This window comes from Pseudomonas sp. HN2-3 (genome assembly GCF_020691745.1).
Classification (GTDB): Bacteria; Pseudomonadota; Gammaproteobacteria; order Pseudomonadales; family Pseudomonadaceae; genus Aquipseudomonas; species Aquipseudomonas capeferrum.
Map to the genome: position 1 here is coordinate 3,652,714 of NZ_CP085704.1, position 24,690 is coordinate 3,677,403.

Below are 24,690 nucleotides of genomic sequence, written 5' to 3' on the forward strand. Positions count from 1 at the left end.
TTTTTTTATTGGTTTGGTCTACACACTCGCGACAGCAGCGTACTCGTTACTGAACGGGCGATCAACAGCCCTCGGGCAGGCGGAAGCGTTGCCGCCCACCGGCCTGCAAGCCATCGACCCAGGCCTCGCAGATCTGCACACCCTGGGCCGGGGTGAAGGTGCCGGGGTTCAGGCCCGATTCGAGCCACAGGCCATCGAGCAAGGCGCTCAGGCTGATCGCCGCCAGGTCGGCGTCAAAGCCCTGCCAGCCCTCTTCCACGGCCAGCGTGGCAAGCAGCCGGCTCAGCTCGTTGCGGTATTCGCCATACGAGTGTTCATGCACCTGGTTGATCGCCTCGGCGGTCTTGACGGCGCCCCAGAACGCCAGCCAGGCATCGAGCAGCTGCGGGTCGAGCAGTTCGGCGCAGAACGAGGCGCGGAAGAACGCCGACAGCCGCTCGCGGGCCGTGGGCGCGGCCTGGGCCATGGCTTCGCGCAACAGGCCCATGACCCGCCCGGTGACCGCCATGTAGGCTTCGGCCACCAGTTCGTCCTTGCCGGCGTAATGGTGGCTGATCAGCCCCACCGACACCCCGGCCTCGGCGGAAATCTTGCGGATCGAGGCCCCCTGGAAACCATGGCGTTTGAGGCAGACCAAGGTCGCTTCGACCAGGTTGGCCTTGCGCAATTGCGGCAGCATGCGGTGGTAGCGGGCTTCCTGGCTCATCGGCGGTTCTCGGGCGGTTGACGGGGCTGAACGACTGTACAACAAGCCGAACGCCATGATAAACCCTGATGGCCACTGCCCGGCGGTTACCCTGTTGCCGGGCTCACCCACAACAACAAAAGCGGCTGCCATGAACGACCTGATCACACGCGAACTGGACCAGGGCCTGCTGACCCTGACCTTCAACCGCCCCGACAAGCTCAATGCCCTGAACATCGCCATGTACCGCCAGTTTGGCGACCTGCTGCTGGCGGCGGGTGAAGACCCGCAGGTGGAGGCGATCCTCATCACCGGCGGCGCGCACTGCTTCAGCGCCGGCAACGACCTACGCGATTTCCTCGACAACCCGCCCAGCGACAGGGACAGCCCGGTGTTCCGCCTGATGCGCATTGTCATGGGCCTGGAAAAGCCGCTGATCGCTGCGGTCAGTGGCGCGGCGATCGGCATCGGTGCCACCCTGCTGCTGCATTGCGACCAGGTACTGGTCAGCCGTTCGGTGAAGCTGCGCATGCCCTTTGCGCCGCTGGGGGTATGCCCGGAGTTTGGTTCCAGCCTGTTGATGCCGCGTATGCTCGGGCATGCCCGCGCCGCCCGCTTGCTGATGGCCAACGAGCTGCTCGATGGCGAGCAGGCGGTGGCCTGGGGGTTGGCCAATGAGCTGCATGACAATGGCGAGCAGTGCCTGGCGGCTGCACGGCAACTGGCGCGGCGCCTGCAGGGTTATCCGCAGGAAGCGTTGCGGGTCAGCAAGCGCCTGCTCAAGGATGGGCTGCGTGAGGCGCTGGAGGCGACTGTGGAGCGGGAGAGCCAGTTGTTTATCGAGTGCTTGCGCACGCCGGAGGCCAGGGCGGCGTTGCGGGAGTTGGTCAGGGATTGAGGATCGGGCGCTGGTCTTGAAGTGCATGGCTTGGTTTTTCTGGCGCCTGTGAGATCGAGCGCCGCCCGCGCGGCGCTTCGCGGCGCAAGGCCGCTCCCACATCTGTTTCGGGCCAGTTATGCCTGAAGCATTGGCGCGCGGCCCCTTTGGTGCTCGCCTCGATATAGCGTCGTACAGACAAGGGGGCGCGCGCCTATATAACAGGACTCACTGGCCCGAAACCCTACCCCGTCACCACTGAGCTGGGCACCCGCACAGGCGTGGCCGCCATCCTGCGCGCCAACGAAATTCAATAAGTTCCGTTACGGCAGGTGCCAAGCCACCCGGCAAGGGCATGCCATGACCCGTCCCAACCGTTATATGGAACCTCTGCGGCCCGGTGCGATAGTGCGGCGGCGCTACTGCGTCGAATAACAACAAGAGGTAAGTCCAATGTCCGTATCGAAACGCTCCGTCGAAGACGCGCCACTCAATGCGTTCCACCGCAAGCTGACGGTCTATTCCGCTGGCGGGCCGTTCCTCGACGGCTATGTGCTGAGCATCATCGGCGTGGCCATGCTGCAGATCACCAATGCCCTGCAACTGTCCGCCTTCTGGGAGGGGCTGATTGCTGCCTCGGCGCTGATCGGGGTGTTCCTTGGCGGGTTCCTGGGGGGGTGGTTTACCGACAAGTACGGGCGCAAGGTGCTGTACCTGGTCGACCTGATCGCCATTGTCGGGTTTTCGGTGGCGCAGTTCTGGGTGGAGTCGGCCTGGGCGCTGTTTGCCTGGCGGCTGTTGATCGGTATCGCGGTGGGCGCCGACTACCCCATCGCCACCTCGCTGCTGGCCGAGTTCCTGCCACGCAAGCAACGCGGGCCGCTGCTGGCCGCGATGGTGCTGATGTGGTTCGCCGGGGCCGCCACTGCCTACATGGTCGGCGAGCTGTTGCTGCGGGTCGGCGGCGATGATGGCTGGCGCTGGGTACTGGCCAGTGCGCTGGTGCCGGGTGCCTTGTTCCTGATTGCCCGTAGCGGCACGCCGGAATCACCACGCTGGCTGCTGAGCAAAGGCCGCATTGCCGAGGCGGATGCAGTGATCAAGCGGGTTTATGGCCCGGACTACTCCATCGCCGACCTGCCGGAGCAAGTCAGCGACAAACCCGTATCGGTGTGGTCGCTGTTCCACTCCGGCTACGGCAAGCGCATGGCCTTCGTCACGCTGTTCTGGACGTGCGCCATCGTGCCGCTGTTCGCCATCTACGCGTTCGCCCCGAAGGTGCTGCAGGCGCTGAAACTCACCGGTGACTGGGCGGCCTATGGCTCGATCGCCATCACCTTGCTGTTCACCCTGGGCTGCCTGGTGGCCACCAAACTGATCAACCGCCTGGGGCGGCGCAAGATGCTGATCCACAGCTTCCTCTGGTCGGGCATGTCGCTGTTGCTGCTGGGCCTGTTCCCCGATGCATCACCCACCACCGTGCTGGTGCTGTTTGGTGCCTACGCGGTGCTGATTGGCGGTGCTCAGGTGCTGGAATACGTCTACCCCAACGAACTGTTCCCCACCGAAATCCGCGCCTCCGCCGTGGGCCTGGCCACTTCGCTATCGCGTGTTGGCGCGGCCGTGGGTACCTACCTGGTGCCGATCTCGCTGGTGTCCTACGGCATTGCCAACACCATGTTCGCCGCCGCCTTGATCTCGCTGTTCGGTGCACTGATCTCGTGGTGGCTGGCGCCAGAGACCAGCAAGCTCGACCTGCAACAGGCCGCCGCGCTGGGCAGCACCAGCGCTGCACCGTCACCATCCCACAAAACTGTCGCTCGTAAAGCCTGAAGGAGCCCTTCCATGACTCAAGTACTTACCGTTGTACGCAATGCCGCTGCTTCGCCCTTGGGCGCACCCGCCCCTGCCCGCCTGCCGATCGGCGAACCGATTGCCCAGGCCGCCACGGCGCAGGAGCAGACCGATGAAGCGGTCGGCGCCAGCATCGGCGTCTGGGAAAGCAGCCCGGGGGTGTTCCGCCGCTACCTGAAAAACCGTGAGTTCAGCCACATCGTCAGCGGCAGTTGCACCTTCACCCCCGACGGCGGCGAGCCGGTCGAGCTGCGGGCGGGCGACGCGGTATTGTTCCCGGAGAACTGCGAAGGCGTGTGGGACATCCACGAGACCCTGCGCAAGACTTACGTGTTGTTCTAGGCGTGAGACAGTTGGGATCGAGACTCAGGCGTTTGGCTGGTTTTGACAGTGCATCTGACTGAGATTTTGGGGCCGTTTGCGGCCCCAAAAAAGCTTGAGCAACACCCTACAACTCCGGGTCCAGCCCTACCTTGTCCCCATGCCAATCGAACCGCTCCACCTCGTGGCGCCGCTTGCGGAAGCTGTACGGCGTCTCGCCATACTGCTTGCGGAACCACAAGATGAAGTGCGACGCATCGGAAAACCCGCACGCCAGGGCAATGGTGGTGATGTTCTGGCTGGTATTCACCAGCAACCGCCGCGCATGGTCCAGGCGCAGCTTGCGCCAATAGTTGGCCGGTGGTTCCTGGGTGTTGGCGACGAACTCGCGGTGCAACTGGCGAGGGTGGGTGCCCACCGCCTCGGCCACGGCCTTGAGCGTCATCGATGCATCCAGGTTGGCGCGCATGAAGGCAATGGCGCGCTGCACGCGGTCGTTCTGGTACACCGAATCACTGGCGGCCTGGCCTTCTTGCTGGTCGGCGCGCTCGTCCACCAGCAGGTACTCCAGCCCTTTCTGCGCCCGCACCGCACCGCAATGCCTGCGGATCAGGTTGGCCGCCAGGTCGATCGCCGTGCCGCCCGGGCAAGTGATGATGCCACGGTCATCCACATAGCTCTTGTCGATCACTGCGGTGGACAGCGGGAAGCGCTCCTTGAACTCGTCGCGCAAGGTGAAATGCAACGCGCAACGCCGGCCATCGAGCAGGCCTGCCTTGCCCAGCACGAACGACGCCGAACACAGGGCAATGATCGGGATGTTCGCGGCATGCACCTCACGCAGCGCATCGAGCAGCCAGCCTGGCGGGTTGCGCGTTTCGCTCAACAGCCCGCCCGCCAGCACGATGTAGTCGTACTGGGCAAACAAGTTCAGCGGCTTGGTTGGCGAAATGGGCATGCCACAGCTGGCGGTGATCGGTTGGTCGTCGAGGGTCATCCAGTCCCATTGGCAGTACACCTGCTGGCTGCGGAACGACTTGTCGGCGGCGAAGCGCAGCGAGTCGACCAGCCCGGCGACGGGCACCAAGGTGAACTGATTGAGAAGGAGGAAACCGACCCGCAGTTCAGGCTTGATCTGCGAGACGGTTTCGGCGGCCTGCGGTTGTTGTAGGTATTGTTCGGCGACCATGGACGCTGCTCTCATCACATCCGAAGTGAATGCCATTCTAAGCGTACACCGGCGTCCGCCCTATCATATTCAGCACTATAAATAGAAGATCTCAGACAAGGCAGGACGCTACGGTTGACTGCCGAGATGCCCCACCAATGCCTCGCTCTTCCTTACTCTGACAAGGGTGCCAGTCCCTCGCTGAGCGAACGCCTACTTCCTATCAATTGTCATGACTGTAATATCGCCCCCCGGCCGCGCTGAGCATCATGTAGGCACAAGACAAACATGCTCAGAGGCACCCCTCATGTACCGTGGATTCTGGTATGCCCAGGCGCTGGACCTGGACAACGACCTCGCCCCTGCCCTGCAGGACTCGATTCAAGCCGACGTGTGTATCGTCGGCGGCGGCTTCCTTGGGCTGTGGTCGGCTATCCGCCTGAAGCAGGCCCACCCAGAACAGACCATTGTCATCGTCGAGCGTGACCGCTGTGGCTCGGGTGCCAGCGGACGCAACGGCGGCGTTGCCACCAACTGGTGGGGCAAGTACCTGTCGGTGCGCACCATCTGCGGCGACGCCGAAGCCAGGCGCATCTGCGAGGCCGCCGAATCGGCCATCGACGAAATCGGCAGCTTCTGCCAGGAACACGGCATCGAGGCCCAGTACCGCAAGGACGGCTGGCTGTGGACTGCCACCAACCCGCGCCAGATGAATTCGTGGCGAGTGCTGACCGACGGCCTGCAGAAGCTCGACGTCAACCCCTTCCAGGAACTGGACCGCCAGACCATTCGCGGGCGGGTCGGCTCGCCGCTGGTGCTGGGCGGCATCTACGACCCCAACGCCGCCACCGTGCAGCCCGCCATGCTCGCCCGTGGCCTGCGTCGGGTGGCGCTGAAGCTGGGCGTGCAGATATTCGAGAAGTCACCGTTCACCCACCTGCAGCGCGGCGCCAGCCCCGTGGTGCACACCGCCAAGGGCCAGGTAAAAGCCAAACAGGTGGTACTGGCTCTCAACGCCTGGGGCGCGCAGTTCCCGGAGCTGCGCCGGATGATCGCGATCATGTCCAGCGACATGGTGGCGACGGCACCGGTCAAGGCCAAGCTCGATGCCATCGGCTTCAGTGGCGGCGAATGCATGACCGACTCGCGCACCGTACTCAACTACTGGCGCAACACCCCCGACGGGCGCGTGGTGTTCGGCAAGCCACTGGGCCAGTTCGCCTACGCCGGGCGCATTGGCAACCTGTATGAAAAACCCTCACCGGCGGCCGACAAGGTCGCAGCCGAACTGCGCCGCCTGTACCCACAACTGCAAGATGTGCCAGTGGTCAGCAGCTGGACCGGCCCCATCGACCGGGCCATGAAGGGTTTGCCGAACTTCGGCTACCTCGACCACCACCAGAACATCAGCTACGGCATTGGTTTTTCCGGCAACGGCGTGGCGACCACCGTGTTTGCCAGCCGCATCATCAAGTCGCTGGTCGAACACGCCAATGACGAATGGGCCAACTGTGGCCTGGTCAACCAGAAGATGAAAATGCTGCCGCCAGAGCCGTTGCGCTTCTTTGGCGCGCACTTGGTGCGTGACGCCCTGGTACGCAAGGAAACCCTCGAAGACCATGATCAGGATGCCGGTTTCGTCACCCGCCGCCTGGTGGCCATGGCCCCGGCCGGCTACGTGCCAGCCCAGAAAAAGTAAGGAACGGACCGTGAGCGAACATATCGTACTGCTCGACGACGAGGGCCTGGCGCCCTCCACCCGCCTCAAGCGCCCCGACTGCGCGCACACCTGGCAGCAGTTTGCCTACACCTGCCCCGAGCAGATGCTCGACCACCTGCAGGACGCGACCATCGCCTTCACCTGCAGCGTGCCGCTGCGTGAGGAACACCTGCGCCAGTTGCCGAAGCTGAAGATGATCTCGCTGGCCCTCACTGGCCGCGATATCGTCGACGTCGATTACTGCGACGCCCATGGCATCGAGGTCGCCAGCGTGCCGGGCTATGCCGCCAACACCGTGGCCGAGCACAGCCTGGCGATGATCCTCGAACTGTTCCGCCGCCCGGCCGCGTTCACCCGGCTGATGCGCCAGGTGCATGCCGGCGAAAAACCGTACCAGAACATCTACTTCAACCACCGCATCCGCGATGTGCGCGACAAGCAGTTGGCGATCATCGGCAGCGGCCCGATCGCCCTGCGCCTGGCGCACCTGGCGCGAGCCTTCGGCATGCAGGTGCTGTTCGAAGACCGCGGCGGCAAGCGCCAGGGCCCGGACTGCCGGCCGCTGGCCGAATTGCTGCGCAGCTGCGACGTGCTGTCGATCAACTGCCCACTGACGCCGGCCACCTACAACCTGATCGATGCCGCGCAGTTGGCGCTGATGAAGCCCGATGCCGTGGTGGTCAATACCGGCCGTGGCGGCGTGGTCAACGAGGCTGCGCTGATCCAGGCGCTGCAGGCAGGCCGCCTGGGCGGCGTGGCACTGGATGTGGTCGAGCAGGAGCCGCTGCACCCAAGCAACCCGCTGTTCCAGCTGATCGACCGCGACGACTTCTTGCTCAACCCGCACATCGCCTGGAGCAGTGAAGATGCCATGCAGCAGTTGATGGACAGCGCCGTGGACAACATCAGCGCTTTCGTCGCCCGCCAAGCCAACGCAAAAAGGATCCGAAGCGCATGACCCTGGTCACCAAGAGCAACTATGTCGATGGCGCCTTCGTCGCGCTGGACAGCAGCAATGATGTGCTGGAAAACCGCAACCCGTCCAACCCCAGCGAGGTGGTCGAGCGTTTCGTGCGGGCCGACCAGGCGCTGACCGAGCGGGCCCTGCTGGCTGCCCGCCGCGCCGCGCCCGCCTGGGCCCGCAGCAACCCGCAGCAACGCGCCGACGCACTGGACTTCATTGGCACAGAAATACTTGCCCGCCGCGAAGAACTGGCCACGCTGCTGGCCCGCGAGGAAGGCAAGGTGCTGCGTGAGGCACTGGGCGAAGTCGACCGGGCCGGCCGTTCGTTCAAGTTCTACGCCCAGGAAGCCGTGCGCGCCGAAGGCGAAAAGTACCCATCGGTGCGCCAGGACGTGGGCATCGATGTGTTCACCCAGCCACTGGGCGTGGTCGCCATCATCGCCCCGTGGAACTTCCCGATCGCCATCCCGGCGTGGAAGATCGCCCCGGCGCTGTGTTTCGGTAACTGCGTGGTGTTCAAGCCGGCCGAACGGGTGCCCTCCTCGGCCTGGGCGCTGGCCGAGATCATCTCGCGGGCCGGCTTGCCCGGCGGGGTGTTCAACCTGCTGATCGGGCCAGGGCGCAGCGTGGGCGACACCCTGATCCGCTCGCCGCTGGTCGATGGCATCAGCTTCACAGGTTCCGAGCACACCGGCCGGCAGATCGCCAGGCTGGCCGCCGAAGGCATGAAGAAAGTGCAACTGGAGATGGGGGGCAAAAACCCGTTGATCGTGCTGGACGATGCGGACCTTGAACAGGCAGTGGAGGTGGCACTGAACGGCTCGTTCTACAGCACCGGCCAGCGCTGCACGGCCAGTTCTCGGGTAATCGTCACCGAAGGTATTCATGACGCCTTCGTGGCGCGCCTGGCGGAGCGCACCCGCGCGCTGAAGGTGGGCGATGCGTTGCAAGCGGCTACCGACATCGGCCCCGTGGTCGATAGCCGGCAGCTGGAGCAGAACCTGTCGTACGTGGCCTCTGGCCTTGAGCAGGGCGCGAAGCTGGTGTGTGGTGGGGAGCGTATCGACAACCAGGCCGGGGCCTACCTGTTCACCCCCGCCCTGTTCACCGAGGTCACGCCGCAGATGCGCATCTACCGCGAGGAGATCTTCGGGCCGGTGCTGAGTGTGCTCAAGGTGAGTGATTACGACGCGGCGTTTGTGGCTGCCGAGGACACTGCATTTGGCCTTTCGGCCGGGATCGTGACCACTTCGCTGCGCCACGCCGAGCATTTCAAACGGCACAGCTCAGCGGGGATGGTGATGGTCAACCTGCCCACGGCGGGGGTGGATTATCACGTGCCGTTTGGCGGCAACGGCGCTTCGAGCCTGGGCTCGCGGGAGCAAGGGACCCATGCGCGGCAGTTTTTTACCCGGGTGAAGACCACTTACCAATTGGCGTAAACGGCGCTTGGTGGCGCCATGCGGCGGCAACTCAGGAATTGAACTACTCGCACGTTGAGGCGCTCTTAAACACTGAGTGGTTTATTTCCTTGGGCTTCACGCTACTGGAGAATACGCTATGCGCCACCTATTCCTCGCCCCCGCGCTGCTGCTCCTGCTGCCTGCCGGTGCTGCCTTGGCCCGCGTCGACGCGGGCGACGTGGCCACCTCGGCCGGTGTTTCCGCTTCGTTGTATTCGACCTTCAAGGACGACAAACGGATCATCCCGGCCCGTGACGAGCTGTCTGCGTTCGTCGCCAGCGGTGGTGCGATCCGCGGCGCCTATGTGGAGTCGGCGCTGGAACAGGCGCGCAAGGACCATCCCGGCCTGCAGGCCAATGATGAAGAACTGGCCCGGGCCATACTCTCGCAGGACGACCCTGTCGCCGACCATTGATCACCCCGCCTCAAGCAAACCCGCACCTACCCTTTTAGCAGCATGAGCAGGTGCGGGTTTGTGCGTCAAAGATTCCGACAGGACTCGCAGCCGGCTGAAGGGGTGATAGGCTTCCAGCAACAATAACAATTGCCGCCGAGTGAGCCGATGAACATCCTCTACGACGAGCGGGTCGATGGGGCGCTGCCTGCCGTGGACCTGCCCGCCCTGCTGCAAACCCTGCATCAAGCGTTGCCGGACCTGGCGATTCTGCACCGCGCGGAAGACCTCAAACCCTATGAATGCGACGGCCTCTCGGCCTACCGCACAGTGCCGCTGCTGGTGGTGCTGCCCGAGCGTCTGGAGCAAGTGCAGACCTTGCTGCAACTCTGCCACCAGCGCGGTGTGCCGGTGGTGGCGCGCGGTGCCGGCACCGGTCTCTCTGGCGGCGCCTTGCCACTTGCCAAAGGCATTCTGCTGGTGATGGCGCGCTTCAATCGCATTCTCGAAATCAACGCCCAGGGTCGCTTCGCCCGGGTTCAGCCCGGGGTACGCAACCTAGCCATCTCCCAGGCTGCGGCGCCCCATGGCCTGTACTACGCCCCCGATCCCTCATCACAGATTGCCTGCACCATAGGCGGCAATGTGGCGGAAAATGCCGGCGGCGTGCATTGCCTGAAGTACGGTTTGACCGTGCACAACCTGCTCAAAGTGGAGATGCTCACGGTCGAGGGCGAACGCCTGACGCTCGGCAGCGACGCCCTCGACAGCCCCGGTTTCGACCTGCTGGCCCTGTTCACCGGCTCCGAGGGCATGCTCGGCATCATCACCGAGGTGACCGTCAAGCTGCTGCCCAAACCCCAGGTGGCGCGGGTGCTGCTGGCCAGTTTCGACTGCGTGGAGGATGCAGGCAGGGCCGTGGCCGAGATCATCGCCGCCGGGATCATCCCTGGCGGGCTGGAGATGATGGACAACCTGGCGATTCGCGCCGCCGAGGACTTCATCCACGCCGGCTACCCGGTGGACGCGGCGGCGATCCTGCTGTGCGAGCTTGATGGTGTCGAGGCAGACGTGCATGACGACTGCCAGCGGGTCGCAGCGGTGCTGACCCAGGCAGGCGCCCGCGAGGTGCGGCTGGCCTGCGACGAGGCTGAACGCGCGCGCTTCTGGGCCGGGCGCAAGAACGCGTTCCCGGCGGTGGGGCGCATCTCGCCGGACTACTACTGCATGGACGGCACCATCCCCCGCCGCGAGCTGCCCCGGGTGCTCAAGGGCATCAGCGAACTCTCCGAGCAGTACGGCCTGCGTGTGGCCAACGTGTTTCATGCCGGCGACGGCAACATGCATCCGTTGATCCTGTTCGATGCCAACCGCCCAGGCGAACTGGAACGCGCCGAGGCCATCGGCGGCAAGATCCTCGAACTGTGCGTGGCCGTGGGCGGCAGCATCACCGGCGAGCACGGCGTCGGGCGAGAGAAGATCAACCAGATGTGCACGCAGTTCAACCGCGACGAAATCACCCTGTTCCACGCGGTCAAGGCCGCTTTCGATCCGCAGGGTTTGCTCAACCCGGGCAAGAACATCCCTACCCTGCACCGCTGCGCCGAGTTCGGCGCGCTGCACGTGCACCACGGGCAGCTGCCCTTCCCCGAGCTGGAGCGCTTCTGATGAGCAAGGACCGCGACATGAGCCAGGCCCTGCTGGACCAGGTCAACCAGGCACTGAGGCTGGGCACCGCGCTGCGTATCCAGGGCGGCAACAGCAAGGCCATGCTGGGCCGCCCGGTGACCGGGGAGCTCGTCGATACCCGCAACCATCGCGGCATCGTCAGCTATGACCCGACCGAGCTGGTGATTACCGCACGCGCTGGCACGCCGCTGCTGGAGATCGAGGCGGCGCTGCACGAAGCCGGCCAGATGCTGCCCTGCGAACCCCCACACCTGGGCGTCGAAGCCACCCTCGGCGGCGCAGTCGCTGCGGGCTTGTCCGGGCCACGGCGGCCATGGGCCGGGGCGGTGCGCGATTACGTGCTCGGCACTCGTGTCATCACCGGCCACGGCAAGCTGCTGCGCTTTGGGGGCGAGGTGATGAAGAATGTTGCGGGGTACGACGTTTCGCGGCTGATGGCCGGCAGTTTCGGGTGCCTTGGCCTGCTCACCGAGGTGTCGCTGAAGGTATTGCCGCAGCCGCGCCAATGCCTGAGCCTGTGCCTGCCGATGGGCCGCCAGCAGGCGCTCGCGGCACTGGCCGAATGGGGCCAGCAGCCGCTGCCGATCAGCGCCGCCTGCCATGACGGCGAGGCACTTTACCTGCGCCTGGAAGGCGGTGAAGGCTCGGTGCAGTCGGCACGCCAACGCCTGGGGGGCGACGAGCTCGACAGCGGGTTCTGGCACGACCTGCGCGAACAACGCCTGGCCTTTTTCGACGACCCGGCGCCGTTGTGGCGGTTGTCCGTGCCCATCGCCAGCGGGGCGCTGAACTTGCCTGGGCGCCAGCTCATCGACTGGGGCGGTGCGCAGCGCTGGCTGAAGTCGAGCGCATCGGCCCAGTCGCTTCGTGCCGCCGTCGCCCAGGTCGGCGGCCATGTCACCGGCTACGCGCCGGGTGAGGACAGCAGCGCACCACTGCCTGCGGCCCTATTGCGCTACCACCGGGCACTCAAGCAACAGCTCGACCCCCAGGGCATTTTCAACCCTGGCCGCCTGTACCCGGACTTGTGAGGCCCTGCCATGCAAACCAATCTGAGCGAAGCCGCCAAACGCCTGGCCCGCGCCGAAGAGGCCGAAAGCATTCTGCGCAGCTGCGTGCACTGTGGGTTCTGTACGGCCACCTGCCCCACCTACCAGTTGCTCGGCGACGAACTGGACGGGCCACGCGGGCGCATCTACCTGATCAAGCAGGTGCTCGAAGGCGCGCCGGTCACCACCAGCACGCAACTGCACCTGGACCGCTGCCTGAGCTGCCGTAACTGCGAAACCACCTGCCCTTCCGGCGTGAAGTACCACGACTTGCTGGACATTGGCCGCGCCGTGGTCGAACAACAAGTACCGCGCCCGCTTGGCCAGCGCCTGCTGCGCCAGGCCCTACGGGCCGTGGTGCCGCGCCCCGCACTGTTCAAGGCCCTGAGCTTCACCGGCCAGGCGCTGCGCCCGCTGTTGCCGGCGCTACTCAAAAGCAAGTTGCCGGCCCAGGTCGCCGCACCCGGACAAAGACCGGCGCCGCGCCATGCGCGCCGGGTGCTGTTGCTCGAAGGGTGCGTGCAGCCTGCACTGTCGCCCAATACCAACGCCGCCGCCGCACGCCTGCTGGACCGCCTCGGCATCAGCGTCGAACCGATCCGCGAGGCCGGTTGCTGTGGCGCGGTGGATTACCACCTCAACGCCCAGGCCCAGGGTTTGCAGCGCGCTCGGCGCAATATCGACGCTTGGTGGCCGGCCATCGAGGCAGGTGCCGAAGCCATCGTGCAGACGGCAAGCGGCTGCGGCGCGTTTGTGCGCGATTATGCCCACCTGCTGGAGAAGGACACGCAGTACGCCGCCAAGGCTGCACGGGTCAGCGCCCTGTCCCGTGACCTGGTGGAAGTGCTGCGTGAAGAGCCGGTCGAGCAACTTGGCCTGTGCGCCGAACAACGCGTGGCCTTCCATTGCCCCTGCACCCTGCAACACGCCCTCAAGCTCAGCGGAGCAGTGGAAAGCCTGCTGACACGGCTGGGCTTCACCCTCACCGCGGTGCCGGACGGTCATTTGTGCTGCGGCTCGGCCGGGACCTACTCGCTGACCCAACCTGAGCTGTCACGGCAATTGCGCGACAACCGCCTCGACGCCTTGGAAAGCGGCATGCCGTCTATCATCGTCACCGCCAACATTGGCTGCCAAACCCACCTCGACGGGGCCGGGCGCACACCAGTAAGGCACTGGATCGAAGTCGTCGATGCAGCCTTGAACCCGGAGTACAACCAGGCATAGCAAGCCCGTGATCGGCCAGGCACACGTCGCCCACATGTTCGACGACGGCGGCCTCTGCTCGAAAATCGCCATGACGCACATGCCGTAACCCCATCTCGTCCCACCTGTAGACCTGGTAAATTTGCCAGTTGCCTGGGAAATGCCACCCCCTTACTAATGGGCAGCCGCACATTTTCCCTAAGCAGGAGCACCTCACCATGGCAAAGCTTACTCTTACACAGTACCTCAATTACCTTGGCACTGAGACTCGCACGATGGGGTGGGGTGCACTTCTGATTTATGACCGTGCCAAGACAAACGCGTTGCTGGCACAGGAGTACATAGAGCGCTTCGATAAAAATCAGTACTTTCCGCCGTTCAACGACTCCGAAGAAACCGATCAGAACGCCTGGTCCGACATGCAAGACTTCATCCTCGACAGACCTCGCCTTTCGTTCACCAATTCCAACATCGCCAGCTCACGTGCGCGTTTGAGCATGAAAGTTGTCGGCGGTAAATACGTCACCCTGGTCAAGCCCATCGGCACCCGACTAATGGATATTACCAGTATCGCGCTGATGGACCCGCTGAACGCCCCCTCGCTGCACATGGACATCCGCCTTGAAGAAAGCAATGGAGGCACTATCACCGACGAGGGACGCGTGCTCCTCGACTTGTCCAGGGGTGAAAGCTACACCTTCCATCTGTCCAGCTCGGAAGACCGCAATAGAAAACTGGGGTTGGCACTGGAACAAGAATTTCGCAGTTGGGATGATTCGCGAAAGGTTTTTGAACTCAGCCGTATCGTGGCGGGCGACGATGACCTGCAGCCCCACTCATTCGCGGTTAGAACCCACTCCGCAGCGCGTGCGGGCAGCGCATCCGTCAGCCAGGAAGACGATCAGGAAGAAGGCGCCGTGTTGATTGGCGTCGCGCTAAAGGGCATGAGCAATGGCATGTTCCCGATCAATGACAAGGACATGCCCTACTTGCTGCCGCTGGTAGGCCCAAACGAAGAACCCTATTCAATGAACATCCTGCTGTCCAATCAGCAGTGGATAGCGATCTCCTTGGGCCAGGCACTGCAGCGCCTGGAGGCCAGCCGGGCTATTGTCCTCAATTACCCTACGACCCCGACCGGTAAGATAACAGGGGTCGCCGCCAGGACCGGTGAAATCATGCCGGAAACCTTTTGTTATAACCTCCCAACGGAGTTTGTGTGGTACAGGGGGCCGCGCGCTTACTCACTGTACAGATATGAGGTCCTACCTGCGTCGATTGACATTGGCGGTGCCATTGAATTCAAGGTTATCGATGACGCCATCCATCTCATGTGGCAAAGCCCCAATACAGTCCGCCACGTGAAATTCTATGTCGAAGATAGAAAAGGTGACGTCTCAAAAACTTACCCGGCCACTGTAGACACCCACTTTAGCGTCAAGTACGCGTTTGTCATCCTCACAGAAGGCCCGGACAAAGGGAAACTCAGATTAGAACAAGTGGGCGAACTTGAAGACCACTTCACCATGGCCATAGAAGATGCAACCGGTGAATTTGATGTACTCAATCAGTTCCACAGCGGTATAGCCGCAGCTTGGCACAGTGCAATGCTCGAAACATTCAACCGGTTTGTAGCTGTCATCACAGGTGCCGAAGTGACAATCAATGCCATGCACCTCAACCATTTGCTATTCCGCAGCCAACAAGCTGCCGAACCGCGCACCGTGTATACCCCCTGTGACCTGACCTTGCTGGGCACCTTGGCGCCTGACCGCTTGCATTTCGCAATCTCACCGTTGGAACCGGTCATCGCGGCGGGCGGCGTTCAGCCCTTCTCGATCACGCCCAGCGACGCGCAAGTCAAATGGTCTGTCGACAACTTGCCGGGTGAAACGGGTGACAAAGGCGCGATCGGTGAAGACGATGGGCTCTACATCGCGCCCCCTGCAAGTAGCTTTGAAGGCGAAACCTCGCGCCGCATCCTGATCACGGCTCGCGATGGCGAAAAGTTCAGCCAGGCGCTGGTCAGCATTACGGTCAGCGATATCTCTGTTTACCCCCACCTGCAGGTGGCGCAGTTCGGCGGCGCACGTTATGTGCTGGTAGGCGGAGACGGTAATGGACAGGAACTGGATTGGGAAATGGCGCCCGGTGGCAAGGGTACCCTGCGTCGTCCTGACCCTGAGGGTTTAGATTCTGATCTGGACATCCCGGAGGGCCAGGACGTCTGCATCTACGTCAGCCCGGACCATGACCCTTCTGGTGGACAGGGGGATGTGGAGCAAGCGCTACATCTGGATCAGGTTGTGGCACGGAATGTTTCCGGTAACGCACGGACCATTGACCTGTTGGTCCCCTGGAGCAATCCTAATGCATGGTTCGAGGTGGAAGCACATCCCCAGGGTGTAAAACTGTCGATGTGGGTGGAGGCAATTGGAGGCGCTGAAGAGATCCCACCGGAAGATGCCTTCTGGTACCTGGTCAAGGGGAGCGGACAACTGAACCAGAACATCTACACACCCTCTGAGTCATCAAACGATTATGCAATAATCGCTGCAGTCGAGGACTACAGGCGATTGACGTATGCCTACATCGTGCTGCCTCTGCCCTTTATCGCGCTGCGTAAGTTCAATGCGTTACGGCACGCTGGGGAGAACGGCAAGGACAAGTGACCACCCTTAGCGCAAACTGCAACTGATCCAGGCATGCATCTACGTGCACCAAAAGGCGGGCTACAGCGCACAGACGTAGCCTGCCCAACGGCCTACTCAGACCTTTCTTACAAGCTATTCGGAATCGGCTTACTTGTGGCTTTCAGCCAGTAAAAACATGATCAGCATTCTCGATCCAGAGGAGGCTGCGCATGCACCCACAGACCCGCACCACCGCCGAACTACGCAGCGCCCTGCGTGAATTGATCGCCCACGAAATAAGCAACCCGGACGATGACCCGCACCTGTCGGGGGTGCTGTTTTTCTGCGCCACCGACGAGCGCACCCGTGAGTTGATCGAACGCATCGAGCTGCTGGCCAGCGAGGTCTTCTTCGACGCCAGTGGGCGTGCCATTACCCACAGAATGCAGGCTGTTGCGGTTGACGGGGTGCGTATCAAACAGAAGCACAAGGCGCCAACCGATGAGACGGTAATACGCATAGCACTGTCCGACATGGGCTACATCACCGTGAGCGCGGCACGCTTGTAAAGCGCCACATTCGCACTGTGCGATGAATTGCGATCCGCTATCCTCAGCATTCCCCTGCTCCGGACCGTTTCATGGAACTGCACATCCGCCTGGAAGGCCGCAAAGGCCTGGCCGACCAGCTCTACCAGCAACTGCGCGCGGGCATCGACAGCGGCCACCTGGCCGCTGGCACTCAACTGCCACCCACCCGTCTGCTCGCCGAACAACTGGGCGTGTCACGCAAGACCGTGGCCGAGGCCTACTCGCGGCTGACCTACGACAATCTGCTCAGTGGCGTGGTCGGCCGTGGCTCCTTCATTACCCCGCAACTGCCTGTGCGCACCAACGAAGTGGCCGCTATTCCACTGGCGGGTGCCGCATCCCTCGAGCGCTGGCAACAACGCGCTACCGTGCTGGGCAGGCGGCAACTGCAAGCACCGTCGCGCTATGACTTCGTCGGCGGCACCTCGAGCAAGGCGCAGTTCCCCTTCGACCAGTGGCGCAGCTGCCTCAACTACGCCCTGCGCCGCAGCCAGCGCCATCCAGAGCGGCAGTTCACTGCCCAGGGCCTGCCCGAACTGCGCGAAGCCATCGCCCACCACATCGCCTACGCCCGCGGCGTGCACTGCAGCGCCGCGGACGTGCTGGTGTGCAATGGTGCGCAACAGGCGCTCGACCTGATCGCCCGGGTGCTGATCGAACCCGGTTGCCCGGTGGCCATGGAAGACCCCGGTTACCCGCCCGCACGGCAACTGTTTCTGGCCTTGGGCGCACGCCTGCAGTCAGTAGCGGTGGATGATGAAGGGATGTGCGTCGAACAGATCGCCGATGGCACACGGCTGATCTACGTGACTCCTTCGCACCAGTTCCCATTGGGTATGCCGATGAGCGAACCGCGCAGGCGGGCCTTGTTGGCACGCGCCGCCGAGCTTGGCGCATTGATCATCGAGGACGACTACGACTGCGAATTCCGCTACCAAGGGCCGGCCGCCGACGCCCTGCAGCGCCTTGACCAACATGGCCTGGTCGCCTACGTCGGGACCTTCTCCAAGACCCTGTTGCAGGAGTTGCGCCTGGGCTATGCGGTGCTGCCACCCGCCGTGCTGCAGGCCGCCTGCGTGGCCAAGCACCTCAGCGACTGGCACAGCCCGCCCCTGCTGCAATGGGCCCTGGCCCGCTTCATCAGCGAAGGCCACCTGAACAGGCACATCCGCCGCTGCCACGACGTCTACAGCGCCCGCCGCGAACGCATCCTCGCGCGCCTGGAGGGCGACCTGGCGCCTTGGTTCAGCGCCATACCGGCCAGCGCCGGTTTCCACCTGAGTGCGCTGGCAAAGCCTGGGGTGGATGTCGAACTGCTGGCCAACCTCGCACGCAAGGTGGAGGTCGGCCTCTATTCGCTGGCACCGTTTTTCAGCGAGGTGCCGGTGCGTCCCGGGCTGGTGCTAGGCTTTGGCGCCATCGAGCTGCTCGACATCGACACCGCGCTCGACCGCGTCCGCGATACCCTGCAACGCCTCAGTTGACCGGCGCCGCCTGGCCCTTGCCCGCCGGCCGTGCGATGGCGGCGGCATAGCCGCGTGGCGCGAAACACACTGTCACCAGCAGCATTGCCAGCACCGTCACCGTCAACAGCGTCCATGACGCCTGAAAGTCGCCACTGACATCGCGCAGCCAACCGGTGATGTACGGCACGATACCGGTGATGATAAAGCCGATACCCTGGACAAAGGCCGCTAGGCTGCCAGCCTCGGCGGGCGTTTTCAGGTGCTCCAGGGTCAGCGTCAGGCTCTGGCTGAAACAGGCCCCCAGGCCGAAACCGATCATCGCGACCCACAGGCCCATCGACAGCGTTGGCGCCAGCAACAGGCCAAGGAAACCTGCCAGCTGGATCGATAGCGCCAGCCACAACCCAGGCCGACGATCCACCCAGCGACGCAGCAACAACGGCAGGCCCAGCGCGCCGGCAACCTGAAAGATCGTCATCAGCCCCACCAGGTCGCCGCCGCCCTGGGCAGTACCGCCATGCTCCAGGTGATAGGCCGGCAGCCAGGCGACCATGCTGGTGTAGCCGCCATTGATCAGGCCGAAATACAACGCCAGCAACCAGGCACGCCGCGTACCGAACCAGTGCCCGCCCGCGGCGCCCGCCAGCCTGGGCGCATCCTGGCGCGGCCGCAGCAGCGTCCAGGCCAGCATCGCCAGCAATGCCGGGATGGCCCACAGGCCCAGCCCGGCCTGCCAGTGGCCAAAGTACCCGCTTATATGCGGCCCAAGCACCGCCGCCAGGCCACCACCACTCATCAGCGCCGCGGAATACATGCCCATGGCGCCCGCCAGGCGACCCGGGAACCAGCGGTTGACCAGCCCCGGCATCATGCCTTGGACTACCGCGACGCCGAGGCCGGCGACCACTGCGCTGGCAATGAGCGCCCACGCGCTGCCCAGTTGCAGCCGCCACAGGCAGGCCAGCGCGATCGCCGCAAGGCCCGCGAGCATGCCGCCATGCTCGCTGATCCAGCGCCGCAGCCAGGGTTGCAACAACGGCACCAGGCCCATGCACAGCACCGGCAGCGCGGTCAGTAGCGCCGCCTGCTGGTAACCCAGGCCCGTGCTGGCGCGCATGGGTTCGAGCAGCGGCCCGATGCTGGTAAGGATCGGCCGCAGGTTCAGTGCCAGCAGCATCACCAGCAACAGGTTCAAGGCCGCTCTCATTGCGCGTTGGCCTGCTGCCACTCAAGGTACAGGTCGGCTTCGCCACTCGGTTTCAGCGCCCGCAATGGCAGGCTCTGCTGCTGCGGTGGGCGTGCCATCTGCGCGTAGACAGCGGCCGTGGATAACCCATAGGGCTCGCCCTCATCGTTGCCATAGGCGAACCAAGCCCGTTCGATGCCGCACAGGTGCATGGCCGCCAGGCACATCGGGCACGGGTGGCCGCTGGCATAGATTTCGGCGCCGTCCAGGCGCGCCTGGCCCAGGGCATGCGCGGCCTTGCGAATGGCCAGCAGTTCGGCATGGGCGGTCGGGTCCTGGCTGCTGTGGATCTCGTTGACCGCGCGTGCCACCACGCGCCCCTGATACACCAGCACGGCGCCAAAAGGCCGACCACCGGCCTTGATGTTGGCACGGGCCAGATCGAGCGCTTCGCGCATGTAGCGTGCTTCGGACATGAATCGGTGCTCCTGTTGCAAGACCTGGCCATTATCCCGGCTTGCTGGCGTTGACAGAAATGAAGAGATTGGATGCACGTCAGTGGCCACCTGAATGCACCGATTGGCCTCCCGGCAAACGCTGCGATTGGCTATCGGGCCGATCGACGGGCAGCGCTAAGGTAGCGCCATGTCCACCCCACACCTTCTGGAGAACACCATGAACACGCGTATCGAATGGGCCAAGCACGCACCGGAAGCCTACAAAGCCATGGTTGGCCTGGAACAGGCGCTGGCCAAGAGCGGCCTGGAAAGCTCGTTGCTCGAACTGGTGCGCCTGCGCGCTTCGCAGATCAACGGCTGCGCCTACTGCATCAACATGCATGCCAATGACGCACGCCAGGCCGGCGAAACCGAAGCACGCCTGCAGACGCTGAGCGTGTGGCAGGAAACCGCCTACTTCACCCCGCGCGAACGCGCCGCGCTGGCCTGGGTAGAAAACCTGACCCGCTTGCCGGAGCGCGGTGCGCCACAGCCTGAGTACGAGGCGCTACAAGCCCATTTCGAGCCGCAGGAAGTGGTCAACCTGACACTGGCCATCGCCACCATCAATGCCTGGAACCGCTTCGGCGTCGGGTTTGCCATGGTTCCGGCGTAAACGATTGCTGATTGCCTATACCGGCCCGTTTGCGGCCGGTACTGGCACACCTACCGCGCAACCAACCTGGCGCGATAGCTGCCCGGGCTCTGCCCCGTCCATTTCTTGAACGCCCGGTGAAACGCGCTGGGTTCCTGAAACCCCGCCAGCTCAGCCACTTCGGCGATGCTCAGTACCCCTTCGCGCAGGTGTTCAAACGCCATTGCCCGGCGCACTTCGTCCTTGATTTGCTGGTACGAACGCCCTTCCCGCTCCAACTGCCGGCGGAAGGTGCTGGCGCTGATACCCTGCAGCTGCGCCAACGCCGCCAAGGTCGGCCACTGCCCATAGCGCCGCGCACGCAGGTGGCGATAGACCTCGGCCACCAGGCCATTCTGGTTGCGAAAGCGAATCACCAGGCCTTGGGGCGCGCTACGCAAGAAGCCCTTCAAAGCTTGCAGGTTCTGCACCACGGGCAGGCGCAAGTAAGCGCTGTCGAACTCCACTTCGGTACGCCCACTGCCCAGGCGCAGGTCAGGCCCCCACAGCAGCAGGTCGTCGTCCTGGGCAGGGCGCGACACCGCCAGTTCGGTGCGGTCGATGCCAATGCGCCGCCCCGCCAGCCAGCACAGCAGGCCGATCATCAGCACCAGGTAGGTTTCCTCGGCGTATACCCGGGTCAGCGGGTCGGCGATGCTCGACTGCACGCTGATCACTGCCCTGCCCGCGCGCACCGTGAGGCTGCCACGCAGGTCACGCAGGAACAAGCCAAAACCGCCCATGCACTGACGCAGGGCTTTTTCCAGGTTCGGCTCCAGAATCAGGCCGCGGCAGATCAAGGCAAAGCTGCCCAGCGGCATGCCGTGGCTGTCGAGGCGGAAGAACTCATCGTCCAACCGTTGAATCAGCGCCAGCCACAGCTGGGCGAATGCCTTGGCCGGCACGCGGGCCTGGGGCTGGTCGAGCAGCTGTGGATCGATGCCGACCGCACGTAGGTGTGCATCGCGCACGTCCGGGCGGTCGCGCAGGGCGTGCAGCATGGCCTTGAGGAAGTACACGGCGACCGTATCGCTATCGCGCATGGCGGGTTTCGCTGTCTATGCTGAGTGGCAAAAACTGCCAGGTTGAATGAACAGATCCGGCATAGGCTCTGGCAGAGCCTTTGCCTAGACTCGGGTGGACAAAGGGATCGCCGGCCATTCTCGCAGAGCCAGGCCCGGTCCCGCCATGCCTTCGCAATCGGAGCCCTTATGAGCAGCGCAGAAATCTACGTCGTCAGTGCCGTCCGTTCAGCCATTGGTGGCTTTGGCGGCTCTCTCAAGGACCTGCCGCTGGCAGACCTCGCCACCGCCGTGACCCGCGCCGCCATCGAGCGTGCCGGCGTGGATGCCGGGCAGATCGGCCACATGGTGATGGGCAGCGTGATCCCCACCGAGCCGCGTGATGCCTACCTGGCCCGGGTGGCTGCGATGAACGCCGGCATCCCCAAGGAAACCCCGGCTTTCAACGTCAACCGCCTGTGCGGCTCGGGCTTGCAAGCCATTGTTTCGGCAGCGCAGTGCCTGCTGCTGGGCGACACCGACGTGGCCCTGGCGGCGGGCGCCGAGTCCATGAGCCGCGGCCCGTACTTGCTGCCACAGGCTCGCTGGGGCGCGCGCATGGGCGACTTGCAAGGCATCGACTACACCGTCGGCGTGCTGCAGGACCCCTTCGAACACTTCCACATGGGCATCACCGCCGAGAACGTTTCGGCCAAGCACGGCATCACCCGTGAAATGCAGGACGAGCTGGCCCTGACCAGCCAACGCCGCGCCGCACGCGCCATCGCCGAAGGCCGCTTCACCAGCCAGATCGTCCCGCTGGAACTGAAAACCCGCAAAGGCAGCGTGCAGTTCAGCGTCGATGAGCACGTGCGTGGCGATGTCACCGCAGAACAACTGGCCGCCATGAAGACCGTGTTCAAGAAAGACGGCACCGTCACCGCCGGCAATGCCAGTGGCATCAACGACGGCGCTGCCGGCCTGCTGCTGGCCAGCGGTGACGCCGTGCGCCGTCTGGGCCTGAAGCCGCTGGCACGCCTGGTGGCTTACGCCCATGCCGGCGTCGAGCCCGAGCTGATGGGCCTGGGCCCGATCCCGGCGACCCGCAAGGTGCTGGAAAAAACCGGCCTGCGTGTGCAGGACCTGGACGTGATCGAGTCCAACGAGGCCTTCGCCGCCCAGGCCTGCGCCGTAGCCCGTGCGCTGGACTTCGACCCGGAAAAGGTCAACCCGAACGGTTCGGGTATCTCCCTTGGCCACCCGGTCGGCGCCACCGGAGCGATCATCGCCACCAAGGCCATCCATGAGCTGCACCGCATTCAGGGCCGCTACGCCCTGGCGACCATGTGCATCGGCGGCGGCCAAGGCATCGCCGTGGTCTTCGAGCGCGTCTGAGGGAAACTGCCCCATGAACATTGAACAAATTGCCGTGATCGGCGCAGGCACCATGGGCAACGGTATCGCTCAAGTGTGCGCGGTGGCGGGCTACCAGGTGCTGCTGGTGGACGTGTCCGATGCCGCGCTGGAGCGTGGCGTGGCGACCTTGAGCAAAAACCTGGAGCGCCAGGTCAGCAAAGGCACGCTCGACGCCGACAAGGCCGAGGCAGCGAAAACCCGCATCCGCACCAGCACCGACTATGCCCAGCTCAGTGGCGCGCAGTTGGTGATCGAGGCGGCCACCGAAAACCTGCAGCTCAAGCAGCGCATTCTGCAGCAAGTGGCCGGCAACGTTGCCGCCGACTGCCTGATTGCCACCAACACCTCGTCGCTGTCGGTGACGCAACTGGCCGCGAGCATCGAGCACCCGGAACGTTTCATCGGCGTGCACTTCTTCAACCCGGTGCCAATGATGGCCCTGGTCGAGATCATCCGTGGCCTGCAGACCAGTGACAGCACCTATGCCCAGGCCTTGCTGGTGACCGAAAAGGTCGGCAAGACCCCGATTACCGCCGGCAACCGCCCAGGCTTCGTGGTCAACCGCATCCTGGTGCCGATGATCAACGAAGCGATCTTCGTGCGCCAGGAGGGCCTGGCCAGTGCCGAGGACATCGACACCGGCATGCGCCTAGGCTGCAACCAGCCGATCGGCCCCTTGGCACTGGCCGACCTGATTGGCCTGGATACCCTGCTGGCGATCATGGAGGCCTTCCATGAGGGTTTCAATGACAGCAAGTACCGCCCTGCCCCGTTGCTCAAGGAAATGGTCGCGGCCGGTTGGCTGGGGCGCAAAAGCGGCCGCGGTTTCTTCACCTACTGAGGAGCGATTGCCATGCCTCCGGTCAACGCTGCGATGCGCTGTGCCAGCTTTGAAGAGCGACGTGACCAGGCCATGGCGCTGTTTGCCGAAAAGGGTTTTGGCCAGGTCAGCATGCGTGAACTGGCAGCCCACGTGGGGTTGACCGCCGGTTCGCTGTATCACCATTTCCCGAGCAAGCAGGACCTGCTGTACGACTTGATCGAAGAGTTGTACGAGGAGCTGCAGGCCACCCTGGACCAAGGCCGCCGCGCCATGGCCCGGGGGGCATCGGCGTTGTCGTGCCTGATCGCGGCGCATTGGCAGTTGCATGCCGAGCGGCCCTTGCAGTTTCGCCTGGCAGAGCGGGATTTATGTTGTTTGAGCGATGCGCAACAGGTGCAGCTGGCGTCGTTACGCAAGCGCTATGAGGCAGGGTTGCTGCGTTTGATTGCACCGCAGGCGAAACTGCCCGGGCAAGCGCTGGAGGCTACTGCGCATGTGCTGGCGACGTTGCTCAACCAACTGCCGGGGTTGCTCAAGGCATTGCCTCAAGAGCAAGGCTTGGAGCTGATGGAGAACTTGCTGATCGGTGGGATCGAGCGGACGCTGCGATAGCCTGCCAGGGCCTCTTCGCGGGGCACAGCGGATCGCCGCACCGCCGCGAAGGCCAGCTGCCTCAGCGCAACAGCAATTGAATCTGTTCGTGCAGGGTATCCAGGTCGAACGGCTTGGCCAGGATCGGCGCCTTGCGCGTGATCGGGCTGCCAGATTCGAGAATCTCCGCCGGGTAGCCACTGATGAAAATCACCTTGAGCTCCGGTCGCAGTTTTACCGCGGGCTCGGCGATCTCTACCCCCGAGATGCCCCCTGGCAATCGAAAATCAGTGACCATCAAGTCCAGGTGCGGCTTGCTCGCCAGGATCTTGAAGGCCTGTTCACCGTCTTCGGCCACCAGTACGTGATAACCCTCGCCTGCCAGGTAATCACGCAAAATCATGCGAATGGCCGGTTCATCCTCGACCACCAGCACCACATCTTGTGCATCTTCACTCATGAT

At 63.9% G+C, this 24,690-nt stretch carries 23 protein-coding genes; 17 read left to right on the plus strand and 6 right to left on the minus strand.

The features are described from left to right. Positions 1–61: 61 nt before the first annotated feature. Positions 62–706, minus strand: coding sequence for a TetR family transcriptional regulator C-terminal domain-containing protein (locus tag LJX93_RS16540; protein ID WP_033698782.1), 645 nt, complete (start codon positions 704–706; stop codon positions 62–64). A gap of 130 nt (positions 707–836) precedes the next feature. Between LJX93_RS16540 and LJX93_RS16545 the strand changes: the two genes are divergently transcribed. The 3 genes from LJX93_RS16545 (at position 837) to LJX93_RS16555 (ending at position 3,758) form a co-directional block, all read left to right on the plus strand. Next, positions 837–1,583, plus strand: coding sequence for an enoyl-CoA hydratase (locus tag LJX93_RS16545; protein ID WP_156311228.1), 747 nt, complete (start codon positions 837–839; stop codon positions 1,581–1,583). A gap of 432 nt (positions 1,584–2,015) precedes the next feature. After that, on the plus strand, positions 2,016–3,395 hold the full coding sequence (locus tag LJX93_RS16550; RefSeq protein ID WP_033698784.1) for an MFS transporter: 1,380 nt from the start codon (positions 2,016–2,018) through the stop codon (positions 3,393–3,395). A 12-nt stretch (positions 3,396–3,407) separates the two neighbouring features. Next, the gene (locus LJX93_RS16555) at positions 3,408–3,758 is read left to right on the plus strand and encodes a cupin domain-containing protein (RefSeq protein WP_033698785.1); all 351 of its coding nucleotides are present in this window, start codon (positions 3,408–3,410) and stop codon (positions 3,756–3,758) included. Between the two features lie 106 nt (positions 3,759–3,864). Here LJX93_RS16555 and LJX93_RS16560 read toward each other — a convergent pair whose 3' ends face one another. Beyond that, positions 3,865–4,926 (minus strand): GlxA family transcriptional regulator, encoded by a 1,062-nt coding sequence (locus LJX93_RS16560; protein WP_033698786.1) that lies wholly within the window; start codon positions 4,924–4,926, stop codon positions 3,865–3,867. 286 nt (positions 4,927–5,212) lie between these two features. On the opposite strand from LJX93_RS16560, the gene LJX93_RS16565 reads away from it, so the two are divergent. The 10 genes from LJX93_RS16565 to LJX93_RS16610 all read left to right on the plus strand — a co-directional run bounded on the left by LJX93_RS16565 (position 5,213) and on the right by LJX93_RS16610 (position 18,097). After that, the gene (locus tag LJX93_RS16565; protein WP_033698788.1) at positions 5,213–6,604 is read left to right on the plus strand and encodes an NAD(P)/FAD-dependent oxidoreductase; all 1,392 of its coding nucleotides are present in this window, start codon (positions 5,213–5,215) and stop codon (positions 6,602–6,604) included. 10 nt (positions 6,605–6,614) lie between these two features. Further along, complete coding sequence (locus LJX93_RS16570) at positions 6,615–7,583, plus strand: NAD(P)-dependent oxidoreductase (RefSeq protein ID WP_047580973.1); 969 nt, start codon at positions 6,615–6,617, stop codon at positions 7,581–7,583. Further along, positions 7,580–9,031 (plus strand): aldehyde dehydrogenase family protein, encoded by a 1,452-nt coding sequence (locus tag LJX93_RS16575; RefSeq protein WP_227696206.1) that lies wholly within the window; start codon positions 7,580–7,582, stop codon positions 9,029–9,031. The genes LJX93_RS16570 and LJX93_RS16575 overlap by 4 nt, the downstream gene beginning before the upstream one ends. A 118-nt stretch (positions 9,032–9,149) precedes the next feature. Continuing rightward, positions 9,150–9,467, plus strand: coding sequence for a DUF2388 domain-containing protein (locus LJX93_RS16580; RefSeq protein WP_012271811.1), 318 nt, complete (start codon positions 9,150–9,152; stop codon positions 9,465–9,467). Positions 9,468–9,614: 147 nt separating this feature from the next. Beyond that, on the plus strand, positions 9,615–11,114 hold the full coding sequence (gene glcD, locus LJX93_RS16585; RefSeq protein WP_227696207.1) for a glycolate oxidase subunit GlcD: 1,500 nt from the start codon (positions 9,615–9,617) through the stop codon (positions 11,112–11,114). After that, positions 11,114–12,166, plus strand: coding sequence for a glycolate oxidase subunit GlcE (gene glcE / locus LJX93_RS16590; protein ID WP_033698795.1), 1,053 nt, complete (start codon positions 11,114–11,116; stop codon positions 12,164–12,166). Before glcD ends, glcE begins: the two co-directional genes overlap by 1 nt. A 9-nt stretch (positions 12,167–12,175) precedes the next feature. Next, on the plus strand, positions 12,176–13,411 hold the full coding sequence (gene glcF / locus LJX93_RS16595) for a glycolate oxidase subunit GlcF (protein WP_047580983.1): 1,236 nt from the start codon (positions 12,176–12,178) through the stop codon (positions 13,409–13,411). 197 nt (positions 13,412–13,608) lie between these two features. After that, positions 13,609–16,062: a hypothetical protein gene (locus LJX93_RS16600; protein WP_227696208.1), complete on the plus strand. Its 2,454-nt coding sequence runs from the start codon at positions 13,609–13,611 to the stop codon at positions 16,060–16,062. A gap of 191 nt (positions 16,063–16,253) precedes the next feature. Beyond that, positions 16,254–16,592, plus strand: coding sequence for a hypothetical protein (locus LJX93_RS16605; RefSeq protein ID WP_095063594.1), 339 nt, complete (start codon positions 16,254–16,256; stop codon positions 16,590–16,592). Between the two features lie 71 nt (positions 16,593–16,663). Continuing rightward, complete coding sequence (locus tag LJX93_RS16610; protein WP_047580987.1) at positions 16,664–18,097, plus strand: PLP-dependent aminotransferase family protein; 1,434 nt, start codon at positions 16,664–16,666, stop codon at positions 18,095–18,097. Here the strand turns inward: LJX93_RS16610 and LJX93_RS16615 are convergent. Together LJX93_RS16615 and LJX93_RS16620 are read right to left on the minus strand one after the other, a co-directional pair. Further along, positions 18,090–19,286 (minus strand): cyanate transporter, encoded by a 1,197-nt coding sequence (locus tag LJX93_RS16615; RefSeq protein ID WP_033698829.1) that lies wholly within the window; start codon positions 19,284–19,286, stop codon positions 18,090–18,092. The two genes, LJX93_RS16610 and LJX93_RS16615, sit on opposite strands and share 8 nt — an antisense overlap. Further along, the gene (locus LJX93_RS16620) at positions 19,283–19,741 is read right to left on the minus strand and encodes a nucleoside deaminase (RefSeq protein WP_033698830.1); all 459 of its coding nucleotides are present in this window, start codon (positions 19,739–19,741) and stop codon (positions 19,283–19,285) included. The genes LJX93_RS16615 and LJX93_RS16620 overlap by 4 nt, the downstream gene beginning before the upstream one ends. Positions 19,742–19,940: 199 nt before the next feature. On the opposite strand from LJX93_RS16620, the gene LJX93_RS16625 reads away from it, so the two are divergent. Next, positions 19,941–20,378 carry a carboxymuconolactone decarboxylase family protein gene (locus LJX93_RS16625; RefSeq protein WP_033698831.1) on the plus strand — a complete coding sequence of 146 codons (438 nt, stop codon included), beginning with the start codon at positions 19,941–19,943 and terminating at the stop codon, positions 20,376–20,378. Positions 20,379–20,428: 50 nt separating this feature from the next. Here LJX93_RS16625 and LJX93_RS16630 read toward each other — a convergent pair whose 3' ends face one another. Next, the gene (locus LJX93_RS16630) at positions 20,429–21,439 is read right to left on the minus strand and encodes an AraC family transcriptional regulator (protein ID WP_033698833.1); all 1,011 of its coding nucleotides are present in this window, start codon (positions 21,437–21,439) and stop codon (positions 20,429–20,431) included. A gap of 168 nt (positions 21,440–21,607) precedes the next feature. On the opposite strand from LJX93_RS16630, the gene LJX93_RS16635 reads away from it, so the two are divergent. From LJX93_RS16635 to LJX93_RS16645, 3 genes are read left to right on the plus strand one after another with little or no spacing between them, the layout of a single operon-like run. Beyond that, positions 21,608–22,792, plus strand: coding sequence for an acetyl-CoA C-acyltransferase family protein (locus LJX93_RS16635; protein ID WP_227696209.1), 1,185 nt, complete (start codon positions 21,608–21,610; stop codon positions 22,790–22,792). A gap of 13 nt (positions 22,793–22,805) precedes the next feature. Beyond that, positions 22,806–23,654 carry a 3-hydroxybutyryl-CoA dehydrogenase gene (locus LJX93_RS16640; protein ID WP_033698836.1) on the plus strand — a complete coding sequence of 283 codons (849 nt, stop codon included), beginning with the start codon at positions 22,806–22,808 and terminating at the stop codon, positions 23,652–23,654. A gap of 12 nt (positions 23,655–23,666) precedes the next feature. Beyond that, the gene (locus LJX93_RS16645; RefSeq protein WP_033698837.1) at positions 23,667–24,248 is read left to right on the plus strand and encodes a TetR/AcrR family transcriptional regulator; all 582 of its coding nucleotides are present in this window, start codon (positions 23,667–23,669) and stop codon (positions 24,246–24,248) included. 61 nt (positions 24,249–24,309) lie between these two features. On the opposite strand, the gene LJX93_RS16650 is transcribed toward LJX93_RS16645, so the two are convergent. Next, on the minus strand, positions 24,310–24,687 hold the full coding sequence (locus LJX93_RS16650) for a response regulator (protein ID WP_033698838.1): 378 nt from the start codon (positions 24,685–24,687) through the stop codon (positions 24,310–24,312). Between the last annotated feature and the right edge of the window lie 3 nt (positions 24,688–24,690).